We start from the raw sequence: 15,582 nt of genomic DNA, 5'->3' as shown, positions 1-15,582 counted from the left end.
CATTGTGATTTCTGCCACAAGTCCTTATCTTTGCCCCTCATTTCAAAAAACCAGGTCTAAAAATGTACGCAATCGTAGAAATCGCAGGTCAGCAATTCAAGATTGAAAAGGGCCGCACCATCTTCACCAATCGGCTTGAAGGGGATGTGGACGCTGCACTTGTTTTCGACAAAGTCCTCCTCACTGACGACGGAGGCACGATCCAAATTGGTGCCCCCGGCGTCAAGGGTGTGTCGGTCAACGCCACCATCGTTGAACATCTCAAAGGCGAGAAGGTCATCGTTTTCAAGAAAAAACGCCGCAAAGGCTACAAGAAGAAAAACGGCCACCGTCAGTATTTGACGAAGATCCTTATTGACGATATAGTAATCTAAACTGAGAATTAGTGAATTAGTGAATTATGGAATACCACAATTCACTAATTCCGACATTCCATAATTCACTAATTAAAAGTTATGGCACACAAGAAAGGAGTAGGTAGTTCCAAGAACGGACGGGATTCGAATCCTAATTATTTGGGCGTGAAGCTGTTCGGTGGACAGCACGCCAAAGCGGGCAGCATCATCGTTCGCCAGCGTGGTACGAAGCACAATCCCGGCCGCAACGTCGGTTTGGGCCGTGACCACACCCTGTTTGCGCTGGTTGAAGGCCACGTGGTTTTCACCAAGAAAGCCAAGGGCAAGTCTTGGGTCTCGATTGAACCCATCGCCACCGAAACGGCCGAAGCTCAACCCACGAACGCTCCCGTAGTCGCCGAGGCGTAAGCCCGATTGGTCTTGAAATAAAGCTATTGCATTAGCCAAAAGCCCGAAGGATTATTCCCTCGGGCTTTTGGCGTTCCCAAGCCAATCGCGCAAAAGCAACATATCCTTCCTGAAATTTTTAATCAATAAGGATTGTTTGCAAATCGTCATAGGTAGTTTTTCTTTTAACTACCAAAAATCAATCTTTCAACTCTTCAACAAAAATATGCTCAACCGCCCAGTCTATATTTATACCGAACTAAGCCCCAACCCCAACTCCATGAAATTTGTCTTGAATTTCGAGTTGGTACCCGACGGGCTCTCGTTCGACTACCCCTCTCACGCCGCTGCTTTGGAAGCGGGCAAAGCCTCGCCTCTAGCGGCAGATTTGTTCCAGTTTCCGCACGTGCAGCGGGTATTCATCGCCAGCAACTTCGTGACCATCACCAAGGACGACGCCACGCCCTGGGAAGAAGTGCTGTACGACACCAAGCAATTCATCAAGATTTACTTCGAGGAAAACCAGCCCGTTTTTGAGCCCCAAACCATCGAGAGCAATACGATGGTGGTGGAAGAAAACGACACCCCGGCCGTGCAGCAAATCAAGGCCGCCCTCGACCAGTACGTCCGTCCGGCGGTAGAATCCGACGGCGGGGCCATCAACTTCCACTCCTTCGACGAAGACTCCGGCGCGGTAAAGGTACTGCTCCAGGGATCGTGCAGCGGTTGCCCGTCCTCGACGTTAACCCTGAAATCGGGTATTGAGAACCTGCTCACCCGCATGGTGCCAGGCGTGAAAACGGTAGTGGCGGAGGGAGTTTGATTTTATTTGGAATTAGTGAATTAGGAACGTCGGAATAGAATATCAATCGACATCTGGCGAAAGCAATATTCATTAATTCCGACATTCATTTGTTCCAAATCACCTAAAAATTGTCACACTGCCGCTCCTCACCGCCAAGTCGGGATGGAGTTTGATGACGTAGTAGTAGGTGGCGGCGGGGAGGTCTTCATTGTTGAATTGGCCGCCCCAGTCTTTGTCGTAGCCTTTGGAACTGAACACTTTATTGCCCCAACGATTGAATATATTCACTTCACAGTCCGTATAAGCTGCGCTGTTTTCTATCTCCCAGGTATCATTTGTGCCGTCGCCATTGGGCGTGAATCCGTTGGGAATCTTCACGGGCGGCAGTACTTCCACCATAATTTCTGCTTCCGAAAAACAACCATCCGTCGTCGAGACGCGCAGACGGTAGGTCGTAGTCTGCTCGGGCGACGCTACGGGCTGAGCTACCGATGTATTACTCAAACCCAGCGGCGGCGACCACGCATAAGTAGCCCCTTCGGTAACGGAACTACGAATTTGGAGGCTGTCGCCTTGCACGATTACTTTTTTTGTTCCTAGAAAGGCTCGCGGTGCGGAGGTTACCCGAGCCGTGCGGGTAGTGGCGGCAATACAGCCATTAGGTGCTCTAAAGGTATAAACAACCGGATGGTTGCCGAGGCCCGCCTTACTGGCGTCAAAGGTAGTGCCGCTCACGCCCTTGCCCGAGAAAGTACCTCCCGCTGGTGTGGCCCGCAACGGTAAACGAGCGTCTGCCTGACCGCAAACATCCGGCAAAGAATCAAAAAGTACCTCAGGTATCGGCTTGACCTTGACATACAGCGTGTCCGATCGACGGGAACAGCCTGTGGTCGTGTCGCTTATTTCCACGGAGTACAAGCCTTCCTTTTTGACAAGATTGCTTGGCCCGATGGGATTAGGCTGCGGGAATTCGTTCTGGTACCACACGTAGGTGTAGTTCGGGGCCGCATTAGCTTGCAATAGTATCGAATCACCCTGGCAAATTTCTTGGGAGGGCGCAGTTACTTTCGCGGGTGGTAGGGCGTTCAGCCGGACAGTTACAGTATCGGAACCGACACATTGCGTAACAATGTTAGCTGCCTTCACCACGTAAGTACCCGCTTCCGTGACGCCCGCAAGGGTGCTGAACGTCGCACCGGGCAAGACACTGCCATCCTTTTGCCAGCTAAATGACCAGCCCGCGCCGCCTACATTCAGGCTCAGGTCCAGCGGCGCGCCTTCACAAACGCTGGCTTTTGGGCCAGGCGTAATCTTGACTTCTTCCTGCGACTTGTACTTCACCCCAAATTTTTCCCCCAGGGTGCTGGCGTTGCCACAGCGGTCGGCAAAGGTCTTGACTACATTGTACACCCCTTCCTGCATGATGGTGATCGCCGATCCTTTGGCATTTTCGATGTTTACGCCGTTCCGCTGCCATTGGTAAGCAAACTGCGGGTTGGTTTCGGCTTTGAGCGAAATGGCATCGCCCCGGCATATTCCGACCTCAATCAGCGAGTCGCCCTCGGCGATGGACGCGCCGGGCGGCAGCAGGGCGTCTTCGATGGCCACGGGCGGCGGGTTTTCGTTGTTGCAGTCGATCACCAGAAGCTGGTAGTCACGATGTACCTCGCCGAGTTTGCGGCCCTGGCGGTACTCTTCCACCACCACCCGATACACGAACAACCCTGTTTCGGTGGGCGTCAAGCGAACAGTTCCGGTTTTGGGGTCAAGTGAAAAGGCAGGTTTGCTCGGTACGGGATTGGCCGGGCCAAAGCCGTCGGCCCATTCGCTTTTGGGGTAGGGCCCCGCCGTGGATGGGGCGAGCGGGTCGATATTGAAGGGTGGGCGGGTGCTGTTAAAAGGCGTATCGAGACGGTAGCGTAGTTCATCCCCGTCGGGATCGGTCGCACCTGACTCAAAGGTGTAAGGCGTATTGCGGCAGAGAACTTCACCGTTGGCCGCCCCGAAAACAGGCGAACGGTTGGCGGTGGAAACGGGCGGATACTCGGTGTACAGCACCAGTGATGAAGTGCCAGCCCCTTTGATATTGCCGATATCCGCCGAGCGGCAGCAACGTTCCCATGTTACGTAGAATCCCTTCTGTTCAGCGTACTCACTTGGCGTTAGTCGGATATCGGCGCAGAACTGCACGACATTTATTTTCAGGTTTCGGGACGCGGCACACCCCGGATTCGTGAAGGGCAGCGGTTGCTTGCTGGTCTGCTTCAAACGCAGATCCGTGAGCCGGGCGTTGTCCACCATACGAAAAAACGAAACGGTAATCTCGCTCTGCTCGGCGTTGGGATCGGTGCTGTTAGCGTCGTAATACAGCGTCGCGCAGACGCTATAAACTCCTGTCTGGTTATTTTTGGGCGTGATCGTAATGTTGCCGCCAATGACATGGGAGGCATTGGCCCTCGGGTTAGCCGTTAACGACATCAGTACTACCAGTAAAAACAGGATGTATTCTCTTCTCATAATCTGCACTACAAGCCCTCACTACTCACGCACAATTTCGGTGCCAATTTACGGAGAAATGGCTCAGAGGTTTGCAAAGTTACTGTTGTATCGGAGCGGAATGCCCCAAGATAGCTGTGAGCTATAAAAAAAGTCGGCCCGGAAGCTAAACGCTGCCGGGCCGACCGTATTATTTCAAGCGCACTACTGCTTCTACTTTTCCGTCCGCGTAGTTTCGAACAGAAACCAAGTGCGGCGTTCCGTATCGTCGATGTATTCTTCCAACAGACTCGCGGTGGCGACATCTTTGGCGTCATCGCATTGGCTGTGCGTCTCGCGCATTTTCTTAGCCATCTTCTTGTTTTCATCAATCAGTTCTTTGAGCATACTCTGGGCAGGCACGAAGTCTTCGTCGTTGTCTTTCACACCTTGCAATTGGGCGATGTGTCCTACGGAACGGATTGTATCGTAGCCCAACTTCCGCACGCGCTCGGCCAGCGGGTCGATGGTAGCCAGGATTTGGGCGGCATGCTCGTCTAAAAGCAGGTGGTAGTCGCGAAAGTGTGGGCCGGACATGTGCCAGTGAAAATTCTTGGTCTTGATGTAAAGCGCGAAGGCGTCAGCTACAAGGGAATTGACAGATTCAGAAACTTGTTTACGAGCTTTTTCCTGCAAATCGGAAGGGGTGTCGAGGGCATCGACGGACTTTATAGTATTCATAATAGTTTTTGTTTGGAAGGTAGTATTTAATTGAAATGATTAAGTAAATAGCGGTAAAAACTATGCCAGTGCCATTTTGTTAAGGCAATTTAAAGTTATTCAAATCTGACCATTCATGTTCCCCCTTTCCCTTGAAAACGTTTCCGTCCGCAAATACGACACACCTGTACTTTTCGACCTCGACTGGCGGGTAAGCCCCGGTGAGCATTGGGCCATCATCGGCGGCAACGGCGCGGGAAAAACCACGCTGCTGGAAACCATAGCTGGACGCTGGGCTACAACGCAGGGAAGACTAAAAAAAAGGGGAGCCGTGGAGTTTGTAGCCAATGACTACTCCTTTCATCGCGTTGCCCGCGCGGCGGCGCAGTACCACCAACAGCGATTTCAGGCTCACGAAGCGGCCATTGCCCCCACGGTGCGCGAGGTATTGACCGAGCAAATGAAGCCCGTCGGGACGGTGAATGATCAATCTGTACAGCTAGCGAAAAGCCAGGTAGCTGAAAGAAGCTTGCAAGAAGTTGCGGAATTGCTGCAACTCACCGAATTGCTCGATCAACCTTTCATCACTCTTTCCAACGGCGAAACCCGACGGATGCTGCTGGCGCGGTCACTGGTCAAAAGACCAGATATTCTACTGCTGGATCATCCGTTCGTGGGTTTGGATGTACTTTCGCGAGGAATTTTGCGAGAAGCTCTGGGCGAATTTACCCGACAAGGCACGACAATCATTTTGGCTACTTCGGTCACAGAAATTCCGGACTGCATCACGCACATATTGAAATTGGAGAAAGGACGTATCAAGACAAAAACTGAGTTTGACAATAACGTTATCACCTTCGAAAACACCTCGATCAGTACTCGGTCAATCAAGATTCCAAAAATAGACATTGAACCCGCTTCTGCCGATTATGAATACGCTTTTGACCTGCGAAACATCAAGGTAGTCTATAACGGGAAAGCCGTGCTGGATGATGTCAATTGGAAAGTAAAAAAGGGCGAAAAGTGGGCCTTGACCGGGCCGAACGGTTCCGGAAAATCGACGCTGCTCAGTCTCCTGACTGCCGATCACCCGCAGCGCTTTGCCAATGACTACGACCTGTTCGATCAAAAGCGCGGCGGCAAAGGCGCGTCTATTTGGGATATCAAGCAAAAGATCGGCCACGTGTCGCCGGAACTACACCTGTACTTTCATACCGAGACGACGGTCTTTAAAGCTATCGCTTCGGGTTTTTTCGACGCGACGGGTGTTTATTTCAAGAAATTAGACGAGACACAGACCGAACAGGTGGGGCGATTAGCGGAATTATTAGGTGTGGCTCACGCAATGGAACGTACTTTACAGAAATTGTCAAAGGGCGAGCAGCGCCTGGTACTTCTGGCGCGGGCATTAGTGAAGAACCCTCCCCTGCTTATTCTCGACGAACCCTGTCAGGGCCTGGACATCGGCGCGGTGGAGTACTTCAAATCCGTGGTGGACGCCGTGTGCGGGTCGGACGAAAGGACGTTGATCTACGTCTCCCATTATCCGCACGAGATTCCTGATTGCGTGGAGTACTTCCTTCGATTGGATAAGGGGAAAGTAGCGGAACTGAAATAAATGCAAAAAGGTCAGAATCGTGAGAATCTGACCTTTTCCGTTTAAAACAACAACTACTAAACTCTTCAACTACTGGAAAAGTTTCGGGGAATTTAGCATCTGAAAAATAGTTCTATTATTTTTCAGAAAAATTTCAAAAGCGTAAGCTTTTAGTCAAAAACAGGTGATTTATCCACAATTAGTACAAAATGGCCGCTCGACAACAACCTATTTACGAAGTCGTCATCAAGCCCTTGATCAAGGGAAATCCTTTCGGATCGACCCGCGAAACAGTCACGTATTTCTCCAATTTAAATAAAGCGGTCGATACGCTGCATACTGCACTGGGAGCGCAGGGTTGGCCGAGTTCGGTAAGTTACTCCAGCATCTACCGTCGCTTAAAAGAAAACGGTTGGTTCACGCGTATTTTCGTGGTGGAGGGCGTCCAATATTTTCAGTTACACATCACCACCCGCATCCTTAATCCTCATCTGACGACGTTGGGAATCGAGGAAATGCCCGAGCCGCGAAGGAAAGGGTGACATAACTGTTGTCAAATATTTTCTTTCGCTTCCAACCTTTTTTTGTGGAGCCGGGTCTTTGCTGACAAGTCAGCATTTTTTTACTTGACCCATATGGAAAAATTTACGCTTCTGTTCGTGCTATCGATCGTATTTCTACTCACGGCTGTCCACTGCAATCCTGACAAACTCGATCCCGACAAGGGCTGCTTTGCCAATAAGCCTTTGGAGACAATTCCGTGGGCGAAGGATGAACTGGCCAGTTTCCAGCGCCCGAAGAGCGGGCCGCTTTGGGTTACGGTTTATTCTTACAAGCGGGAATATTTTCTGGCTTTCGAAAATGTCTTTCTCTCCTCCCCCATGAGCCACATCTTCGATTGCTCGGGTAAAAATATTTCCGAGAGAAATATCCGTTACAATGACTTCACCGCCGGACGCAAAAAAGTAAGATTACTGCTGGAAGGCAGCTGTTGATTCACGGTTATTAGAATTTGCTAAATTTTTATTAAAATCTTACAAGAAGATCTTATTCGCGATACTTTGTCACTCGAAATTAAACCAGAATAAATTATGAAAAAACTATGGCTATTGGCAATGCTCGGCGGGCTGGGCTGCGGCCTGCCCGTGCGGGGGCAGATACAGGATGGGACAAGGTACTGGGGCGGGACGGTAAAGCTTGAAGGGAACACAAGTACGGATCGGGTGACTGATGGCACCTCGACTCAGTCGGCATCGCGGCATACTATTACTCCTGAGTTGCAATGGGGCAAATTCATTAATTCCAACACCATGATTGGGGTAGGGGTAAGGTATAATTTTAGCCTATCAAAAACCATCCAAGAATTTCCAGGCACTTCCAACAATGACTTTAATGCCACCACATTCGGCCAGTCAATCGCGCTTCTGCCTTTCATCAGGAAATACAAAACACTGAATGAGCATTGGGCTGTTTTCATTCACGGCGAAATTGGCCCATTGTATAATTGGGACAGATCGAAGAATAGCGTTTCTCCACAGCCGGAAAACAAAAATCGCAGTTGGGAATACGAGTTGGGAATAAAGCCCGGTCTGGTTTATTTTTTCCCCAAGCGTAATGTAGCCATTGAGGGCTACGCTGGTATATTGTCATTATTTGCAAGATATAGCCCCTACAACGACAATTCGGGACGGGGAATTTCCTTATCGACGGGTCTGTCCACCCGTTTTCCAGACTATTTTACGCTGAGGATAGCCAAATATATTCCTGCCAAAAACCAACCCGCCCAGCCATGAAAAGTTCTTCGCTTTATTTCTTATTCACTTTCGTGATACTTCCTATCGCTGCCAAGGCCCAGTTTCAGGCGGGGCAGAGTTTCGTCTCGGGCGGGTTGAGTCTTAACCTAAACGATAATAAATACAAAGGGCCAAATACCGTAAATCAATCCGCGAACTACAGTCATAACATCGACATAAGTTCGGGTTACTTCACCCGGAACAACAAAGCCGTTGGCTGGACGCTCAGCCAGTCTTTGTCAACGAACACAAACGCCAGTTTGCCAAATTATCCGGGTTTCCCCAGTAAACTTCGCTATCTCGGCTTTGGTGGGAGTCGGTTTGTTGAGTACTACAAGCCTGTCTTTGAGAAAGTTTCCGTTTACATACAGCCCAGTGTTGGGTTGAAATACGGACTGGACAATGAGTACAATCGGGTAATTCTGGATAACGGGACCAATGCTTTTTCACTCAGAAGAACCAACACTTTCACGCTGGGGATGAACCTTAATGCTGGAGTTGCCTGGCAAGTCGCTCCAAAATGGGTACTTTATGGCACTTTTGCTTACTTCAACCCTATCAGCATTTCTGCGGGATGGAAAAACACTGAAAATCCCCCAGTAAACAGTCCGCGTAGCGGCCCCGCAAAAACCGAAGGAAGCTTTTTGAATTACAACCTTGTCCCCTCTCTCGACTCAGGCTACATAGGTTTGGGCTTCCGCTACTTTTACACTCGGAATAAATCCAGCATCTAATGTAAAAAACTTACTCATGAAACACTCCGCCAACTACCTCGCTTGGGCCGCACTACTGGCCTTTTGTGTGAGCTGCCGAACGCCCGACCCTTTGGCCGACGGCAAGCCGCGGATTGTTTCTATCAGCTTTCCGGGAATTCCTGCGAAGGATGTCAGTATCGATCAGAAAAGGCACGTCATTAGAGTGAAACTGCCGCCGTTGCTTCCCAACAGCTTGAGACCAAAGGTAAAATTCGTGGGGGAGGCTTATCTGAAGGAAGTGCAATGGTACAAGGCTTTCGACATGGAATGCCTGGAGTGCCGACAACTCCAACTAATCGATAGGTGGCCGTCAGGTAATGTGCTGGCTACATACACGCTGGAGTTCATTCCTTCGGGCCCGCTCGAAATAGACGCAGCCGCGCTTTCCAGCTACACGGATCGCGACCTTGCCGTCGGGATGGTACTCTCGGTTCCATTCAAAAATCTGCACGCCAATCGGCTGCCTACTCAGGTGAAGTTTACAAATCTTATGACCGGAGAAACGATTGTCGGAGACAGTGCCTCTATTGATATTCTTGCCACCCAGGGTGTCGCGCTGCCTTTGTTTCAACGTGGATGGAATGAACCTGCGAACAGGCTCATCATCAATTTCTTCAATTATATGAAGGAGGTCGTTCCGGGTACTTACAACGTCGAGTTCGCAACCGCCGACCGCAAGGTCTTGAAAGTACCACAGCCATTCACTATAAAAAATGGTCCCGTTATTGTCATGAATTGGGAGTTGAAAGATGTCCCCCGTATTCGTCCTGGTGAACGTTTTGTCTTTAGCGGACGGAATCTGTTCGCGGAAAACATGGACATTGAAATTTTGGGTCAAGATGACAGAGTAGTGACGCTGCCGGAAATTGAATACGGAAAATATGGAACCCAAGCTATCATGAAAATACCAGCATCTTTTGCTCCCGGGCATTACGCCGTCCATTTCCGGGATAAGGTTTTCCGAAATACCATCTATTGCTACTTGCTTCACGTGACGGCAAAAGAAGTGATGCCTTTTGAGATAAGTAAAATTCTCGGGTTTCTGAATCCCTGTTCTCTAAAAGGGCCTCAGGTTATTACGAAGGACAACAACGCACCAATAACTTTCAACGGTAAGGCTCCCACGACTCGCCTTAAAATGGTTTCCGCTCAGGATTCGACAAAAATCCATTTTGCAAAATCAGAGCTGTTGAAATTTGGGGATGAAGAGGGCAGACCGACAATCAATATTCCCAAAGACGTTCCCAATGATTTGTACCGCGTGTCGATGCAAGTGCTTGATGAAACCGGGAAAGTGACGCAGTAAGGGCCGCCATACTGGCGATTGGTGGAGGTAAAATAAGAAAACGCCCTGACGTTGGTCGAGGGCGTTTTTTTATGCGGAAAACCAGAGTTTTACATGCCCGGCATCAGCACCGCGTCGATGCTGTGTACCACGCCGTTGGTAGCTTTGATGTCAGCCATTGTAACGGTGGACATGCCGCCTTTGGCGTCCTCGATCATAACTTTGCCATCTTTCATGCGCACGGTCAGTGTACCTCCGCCTACAGTTTTGATCTTCTGGCCGTCTTTCAGCGACGACGACATCACGGAGCCTTCCACCACGTGATTCAGCAGAATTCCGGAAAGCATTTTCTTACTCTCGGGCTTCAGCAACGTCTCGACGGTTCCATCGGGCAGCGCGTCGAAGGCGCTATTTTCGGGAGCAAAGATCGTGAACGGACCGGGCTTGGAAGCCTGGTCGGCCAGTCCGGCGGCTTTTAGAGCGGTCAGTAAAGTTGAGTAGTTGTCGGACAGACCCGCACTAGTAGCAAGGTCTTTGTTGGTCATCTTCTGAGCATTCGCATTAAAGACAACACCCAGGCCCATCACCAGCGTGAGAGCCAAGCTTTTCAAAATTGTTAGACTTTTCATATTTTAGTTTGTTTTCGGCAGAAATTCGTTTCTCTGCTTTTATCAAATCGTCTAACTACCTAATTTATAATTTGTTTTATTTTTTATTTTAGTACAAAAACCAAACAAATTACTTCATCAAACGGTTGCGGCGCGAATTTAACCAGGGATCGATAAAGTGGTTTACGTTTGACTTCTTGCAGAAGCCAAACGCCTTCGTGAATGAAGAATAGGGAGATATACAAAGAGCCCTACTTTTTCAATTATCCAGACGCTTTAAACTCTTCTCCCATGCAAGCCAAGATAATCACCCCGTCCGACAACGCCCATAAGGATATCCCTGGGAATCCCTCCACGGCTAAAAGCAGCAAAGTAAAACTGAGCGATCGCGCCAACGGGAAGCCACTTCGCGTACTAAGCGAGGAAGATTGGGGTTTCTGGAAAGAGAACGGCTACGTAGTAGTAAAGAACGCTGTACCACGCGAGCAGGCACAGCGTACGGCGGCTTTCCTTTGGGAGTTCGAGGGGAAAGACCCGGACAATCCCGAAACATGGTACACCGCACCCCGCGCCGAAATGCAGATGAAGGAACTGGCTGGAACGGGTATGGTAGAAGTCTATAATAACCAGGCCCTGTGGAACAACCGACAGATGCCGCGCGTGTACGATGCTTTCGTGGATATCTGGGGTACCGAAAAACTTTGGGTGACGATCGACCGCGCTAATCTGAATTTCCCAATCCGGCCCGGCTATGAGTACAAAGGCTTCATCCACTGGGACTATGACCCCGAAACCAAGCCCCAAAACGTGCAAGGCGTACTGGCCCTGGCCGACCAAACCGACGAAAACATGGGCGGCTTTCAGTGCATCCCCGAGCTCTTCCGCACCTACAACACCTGGAAACTCACGCAGCCCGAAGATCGCAACCGCTTTCAGCCGGATATTTCTGAGTTTGAAGACCAACTCGTCAAAGTAAAACTGGAAGCGGGCGATCTGTTGATTTTCCACAGCGCTCAGCCGCACGGCATCCGCCCCAATTTGTCGAAGGACAAGGTTCGCATTGCGCAGTACATCTCGATGATGCCCGCTGAGGAAGACAACCAAGCCCTGCGCCAGTGGCGCATCGGCTCCTGGCGCGATCGCATCGCCCCCGAAGGCTACGCTTTTCCGGGTGACCCACGCCGCTGGGAACAGACGCGCTATGAAACAGCGGAGCTGGACGAGTTGGGAAAGAAATTGCTGGGATTAGAGAAGTGGCAGTGAAAGCTATCGCTTAAACAGCGAGTCCACGAATTCCTCACGATCGAAAACTTGTAGGTCATCCATCTTCTCCCCTACCCCGATGTACTTGACAGGAATCTGGAACTCGTCAGAAATGCCGATCACGACGCCGCCCTTAGCGGTGCCGTCCAGTTTGGTGACGGTCAGGGAGGTGATCTCCGTGACTTTGGTGAATTCACGGGCCTGGATCACGGCGTTTTGGCCCGTACTTCCATCCAGTACCAGCATTACCTCGTGCGGAGCGTCGGGAATAACCTTTTGCATCACACGTTTGATTTTACCCAGCTCATTCATCAGGTTCACCTTGGTGTGCAGGCGTCCGGCGGTGTCGATGATAATGACATCGGCGTTGACTTCCACGCCTTTTTTCAAGGCATCGTAAGCCACGGCGGAGGGGTCGGTATTCATGCCGTGGTCGATCACGGGGACGCCTACGCGCTGTCCCCAGAGTTTGAGTTGATCCACGGCGGCAGCGCGGAAAGTATCAGCCGCGCCAAGTACCACGCTGCGACCCCGCCGCTGAAACTGATGCGCCAGCTTGCCAATAGTCGTCGTCTTACCCACGCCATTGACCCCCACGACCATGATGACATAGGGCTTGGGTAGATGTTCAGTCTCGAAGCTGTCGGTCACGCCAACGGTGGGGTTCTCGGAGAGTAGGGCGGCGACTTCCTCGCGCAGAATCTTGTCAAGTTCGCCTGTAGAAGTGTACTTGTCGGCGGCCACGCGGGCCTCGATACGGCGGATGATTTTAACGGTCGTTCCCACGCCAACGTCGGAGGTAATCAGGATTTCCTCCAGCTCGTCCAGCACGTCCTCATCCACAGTATCCTTGCCAACTACCGCGCGGGCTAGTTTGTCGAAGATGCTATCCTTGGACTTTTCGAGCCCTTTGTCAAGTGTTTCCTTTTTCTCTTTAGAAAAAAAATCGAAAATGCCCATGCGCTTGTGGTTGCCCGCGGTTGATTGTGGAGGAGAATGAGGAGATGTCGCCCCAAATTTAAAACAAAAAAAGTCCCGGCTGGGACTTTTCATGCATTGGATCGCAAAATCGGCCCGTCAGAGCCAATCATCTTATTTCTTCAAAGTGTCCTGAACCAGGTCGGTCGGCACCATTTCTTCTTTGAAGGTATAGGCACCGGTCCTAGGCGACTTCACCGCCTTAATTACCTTGGCGTAGGTACGGCCGCCTTCTTTTTTCAGGGTTGCAACTACTTTCTTAGCCATGTCTTTATGCGGTTATAAGGTTACGAATTACTTGATCTCCTTGTGCAGCGTGTACTTACGCATGTAAGGATTGAATTTCTTCAATTCGATGCGAGTGGGCGTATTCTTGCGGTTTTTGGTGGTGATGTAGCGCGACATCCCTGGTACGCCCGATCCCTTTTGCTCGGTGCATTCCAGTATTACCTGTACTCTATTGCCTTTCTTAGCCATTGCGTTTCTTCGTTTTTACAAATAGGATTGCAAAAGTAAGGTTTATCGTCAAGTTTGCAAAATCATTTTTCCAAAAAAACAAAACCAACTGCTTGATTGTCTATCGAGGAAGATCTGCCGCGCTAATTTCCGTCTAAAATCCTTTTTTTTCTTTCTGAATTAAGAAAAAATGCGAGGTTTGTACTTTATTGAAGACTCGTTCGAGCCCTTTATTCCTCCCTTCTAATCAGGCATAATTTTTTAAAAACCTACCTCTACCTACTTTTTACTAAAAACAGAATCCTCATGACACTCAAAAAACTCACCTTTTACGCCTCGATAGCCTTCCTGAGCTACGCCGGAATGAACTGCTCGTCGAAGGAAGACCAGGCCAAATACGACGAATTTTACGGAGATGGCCGCGCCGAACGCGAGGAAACTGCCAAAAGCGGCAGCTTTACGCCCCGCGCGAACGACGAACAGAAGGTAGATCCTGCTACGGTCAATTCGCTGTCTGTGACAGAAAATGCGGCAGGCGAGATTGCAGCAGGCAACGAAACTGCCGATACTGAACCTGAGACTGCAGGAAAAACCGTCGAAGAGATTTCCAAGAAAGTACCAGTTAAGGAGGAGGCTCCGGCGAAGCAAGCCGACGAAGCTCCAGCCCAGAAGCCAGTTCCTGCCGATATCGCGGCTTTGCTCAACAAAAATACTTGTTCCGCTTGTCACAAGCCTTACGACCGTTTGGTTGGCCCGGCTTACTCGGAAGTAGCCAAGAAAAAGTACTCTATTGCCAAAATTGTGGAATTGGTGTACAAGCCACAGCCCGAAAACTGGCCCGGCTACCCGCCCATGGCGCCTATGACGCAGGTTCCCAAGGAGGAAGTTGAGAAGCTGGGGAAGTGGATTAATTCGTTGTAACGATCCGCAGAATACAGAAAAGCCCGCTTTCCTGATGGAGAGCGGGCTTTTCTTATTGCATTGCTTCCGTTATCTGCGCTTTGAACCAAGCGGTTTTCACTAAATCGCTCTTGGCAATATGCTGCCGTTGTGGAAGGTGTTTGCCATAGTCTTTCACTGGCAGCGACTTGTAGAAAGTCTCCAATTCATCGCTGTTCAAGTACTTCTGAACAGTGGAGGCCTGGTCGAAATTTTCCTGGCTGCTCCTGAATCTCTTCTGCAAAGACTTACCGTTAAATTCTGGTTCACCAAAATACGGATAGCTCGATCTCGAAGAAACTATCTGTAGGATCAAGGAGTCTTTTACCTGGTTTTTGGCCTCAGTCAGTTGTTGGATGTACTCCTGTTTATCAAACTCTCCACTATTATTTTGGTAGTATTCCGCCAGATTGTCGGGATGGTATATGTAGTTTTCAATACTATAGTAATTTAGAACGCGCAGTTTTGGGTAGTGTTGGCGTATCTGTTCAATATCCTCATCACTCAGAAAATCTCGATCAACGATGCCGTTGAATTCACTCGTTCTAACTTTGTGATAGACGCTGTTCCGGTCGTTTGCCGCCACGAAAACGGCACCAGGGATACCAGCGGAGGCGTAATAATCCTGATCTTTGTTTTCCACAAAGTAAACCGCCAGATGCTGAAAAAGACTGGGTAGGAAATCCTTGCCGACGGCGATCTCGTACACTTCGGGATTGTCCTTTGGTTCGGGAGAGAGTACTTGGGGTAAGTCGAAGTTCAAGTCGTCGAAGTCGAGTATGGAAGCGTGATCCGACTGCTTGGCGTATTCAATAAAGCCCAGCGAGTGCGTAGCAGTCCATAGCTGACAGTTCTCTGGTACCCAGTTCTCCGTGATTTCTTTCAGGAGGTTGTATTGGAGTTTAGTATTGAGGTGTAGGTCGATTTCGTCAAGATAGTAGATTGTATCCTGATAAAGTGACGATCTGCTCAACAAATTGATGAGCAGGTTAAAAACTTCTTTTTCGCCCGCACTCAGGTAATTGTAATGAATTTCTGATTCGCCCTTTCGGAAAGTAATCTGAGTCACCTTTCCTTCTAATGGAGGAATGATTTCGATCAGGTGCAACTTCGTGCCATTTTCTTCTCCAAATACGTTTTTCAAGGCATCGTTTATTGGAGCAAT

Annotated in this window: 18 protein-coding genes; 11 read left to right on the top strand and 7 right to left on the bottom strand. The window is 49.8% G+C overall.

All coding sequences use genetic code 11. The features are described from left to right. The first annotated feature begins 62 nt into the window (after window positions 1-62). The 3 genes from rplU (at window position 63) to ACEW8P_RS21475 (ending at window position 1,566) form a co-directional block, all read left to right on the top strand. Window positions 63-374 carry a 50S ribosomal protein L21 gene (gene rplU / locus ACEW8P_RS21485; RefSeq protein WP_373515122.1) on the top strand — a complete coding sequence of 104 codons (312 nt, stop codon included), beginning with the start codon at window positions 63-65 and terminating at the stop codon, window positions 372-374. A gap of 81 nt (window positions 375-455) precedes the next feature. Further along, the gene (rpmA, locus tag ACEW8P_RS21480) at window positions 456-764 is read left to right on the top strand and encodes a 50S ribosomal protein L27 (protein ID WP_373515121.1); all 309 of its coding nucleotides are present in this window, start codon (window positions 456-458) and stop codon (window positions 762-764) included. A gap of 205 nt (window positions 765-969) precedes the next feature. Continuing rightward, on the top strand, window positions 970-1,566 hold the full coding sequence (locus ACEW8P_RS21475) for a NifU family protein (RefSeq protein ID WP_373515120.1): 597 nt from the start codon (window positions 970-972) through the stop codon (window positions 1,564-1,566). A 99-nt stretch (window positions 1,567-1,665) separates the two neighbouring features. Here the strand turns inward: ACEW8P_RS21475 and ACEW8P_RS21470 are convergent, their stop codons facing one another. Beyond that, window positions 1,666-4,065: a gliding motility-associated C-terminal domain-containing protein gene (locus tag ACEW8P_RS21470; RefSeq protein ID WP_373515119.1), complete on the bottom strand. Its 2,400-nt coding sequence runs from the start codon at window positions 4,063-4,065 to the stop codon at window positions 1,666-1,668. A gap of 192 nt (window positions 4,066-4,257) precedes the next feature. Continuing rightward, window positions 4,258-4,764: a Dps family protein gene (locus tag ACEW8P_RS21465; RefSeq protein ID WP_373515118.1), complete on the bottom strand. Its 507-nt coding sequence runs from the start codon at window positions 4,762-4,764 to the stop codon at window positions 4,258-4,260. A 115-nt stretch (window positions 4,765-4,879) separates the two neighbouring features. On the opposite strand from ACEW8P_RS21465, the gene ACEW8P_RS21460 reads away from it, so the two are divergent. The 6 genes from ACEW8P_RS21460 to ACEW8P_RS21435 all read left to right on the top strand — a co-directional run bounded on the left by ACEW8P_RS21460 (window position 4,880) and on the right by ACEW8P_RS21435 (window position 10,194). After that, a complete protein-coding gene (locus ACEW8P_RS21460; RefSeq protein WP_373515117.1) occupies window positions 4,880-6,361 on the top strand; it encodes an ATP-binding cassette domain-containing protein in 1,482 nt (493 codons plus the stop codon). Window positions 6,362-6,549: 188 nt separating this feature from the next. Beyond that, window positions 6,550-6,882 (top strand): hypothetical protein, encoded by a 333-nt coding sequence (locus tag ACEW8P_RS21455; RefSeq protein WP_373515116.1) that lies wholly within the window; start codon window positions 6,550-6,552, stop codon window positions 6,880-6,882. 93 nt (window positions 6,883-6,975) lie between these two features. Then, window positions 6,976-7,335: a hypothetical protein gene (locus tag ACEW8P_RS21450; protein WP_373515115.1), complete on the top strand. Its 360-nt coding sequence runs from the start codon at window positions 6,976-6,978 to the stop codon at window positions 7,333-7,335. A 96-nt stretch (window positions 7,336-7,431) separates the two neighbouring features. Further along, complete coding sequence (locus ACEW8P_RS21445) at window positions 7,432-8,133, top strand: hypothetical protein (protein WP_373515114.1); 702 nt, start codon at window positions 7,432-7,434, stop codon at window positions 8,131-8,133. Next, complete coding sequence (locus ACEW8P_RS21440) at window positions 8,130-8,867, top strand: hypothetical protein (protein WP_373515113.1); 738 nt, start codon at window positions 8,130-8,132, stop codon at window positions 8,865-8,867. The genes ACEW8P_RS21445 and ACEW8P_RS21440 overlap by 4 nt, the downstream gene beginning before the upstream one ends. 16 nt (window positions 8,868-8,883) lie before the next feature. After that, on the top strand, window positions 8,884-10,194 hold the full coding sequence (locus ACEW8P_RS21435; protein WP_373515112.1) for a hypothetical protein: 1,311 nt from the start codon (window positions 8,884-8,886) through the stop codon (window positions 10,192-10,194). Window positions 10,195-10,283: 89 nt separating this feature from the next. On the opposite strand, the gene ACEW8P_RS21430 is transcribed toward ACEW8P_RS21435, so the two are convergent. Further along, window positions 10,284-10,802 (bottom strand): fasciclin domain-containing protein, encoded by a 519-nt coding sequence (locus ACEW8P_RS21430; protein ID WP_373515111.1) that lies wholly within the window; start codon window positions 10,800-10,802, stop codon window positions 10,284-10,286. Window positions 10,803-11,072: 270 nt separating this feature from the next. On the opposite strand from ACEW8P_RS21430, the gene ACEW8P_RS21425 reads away from it, so the two are divergent. Further along, window positions 11,073-12,044 carry a phytanoyl-CoA dioxygenase family protein gene (locus ACEW8P_RS21425; RefSeq protein WP_373515110.1) on the top strand — a complete coding sequence of 324 codons (972 nt, stop codon included), beginning with the start codon at window positions 11,073-11,075 and terminating at the stop codon, window positions 12,042-12,044. Window positions 12,045-12,047: 3 nt separating this feature from the next. Here the strand turns inward: ACEW8P_RS21425 and ftsY are convergent, their stop codons facing one another. The 3 genes from ftsY to rpmG form a co-directional block, all read right to left on the bottom strand. Beyond that, window positions 12,048-13,004: a signal recognition particle-docking protein FtsY gene (ftsY, locus tag ACEW8P_RS21420; protein WP_373515109.1), complete on the bottom strand. Its 957-nt coding sequence runs from the start codon at window positions 13,002-13,004 to the stop codon at window positions 12,048-12,050. Window positions 13,005-13,136: 132 nt separating this feature from the next. After that, the gene (locus ACEW8P_RS21415) at window positions 13,137-13,289 is read right to left on the bottom strand and encodes a DUF4295 domain-containing protein (protein ID WP_373515108.1); all 153 of its coding nucleotides are present in this window, start codon (window positions 13,287-13,289) and stop codon (window positions 13,137-13,139) included. Between the two features lie 27 nt (window positions 13,290-13,316). After that, window positions 13,317-13,499: a 50S ribosomal protein L33 gene (gene rpmG, locus ACEW8P_RS21410; protein WP_189562952.1), complete on the bottom strand. Its 183-nt coding sequence runs from the start codon at window positions 13,497-13,499 to the stop codon at window positions 13,317-13,319. Between the two features lie 285 nt (window positions 13,500-13,784). Here rpmG and ACEW8P_RS21405 point away from each other — a divergent pair, with 285 nt between their 5' ends. Beyond that, a complete protein-coding gene (locus ACEW8P_RS21405; protein WP_373515107.1) occupies window positions 13,785-14,399 on the top strand; it encodes a hypothetical protein in 615 nt (204 codons plus the stop codon). Window positions 14,400-14,451: 52 nt separating this feature from the next. Here ACEW8P_RS21405 and ACEW8P_RS21400 read toward each other — a convergent pair. After that, on the bottom strand, window positions 14,452-15,582 hold a 1,131-nt coding region (locus tag ACEW8P_RS21400), incomplete at its 5' end, for a chromosome segregation protein SMC (RefSeq protein ID WP_373515106.1).

Source organism: Persicitalea sp. (assembly GCF_041751555.1).
GTDB lineage: Bacteria > Bacteroidota > Bacteroidia > Cytophagales > Spirosomataceae > Persicitalea.
Note: the sequence above shows the minus strand (reverse complement) of the source record. Positions and strands in the feature narration are given on the sequence as shown.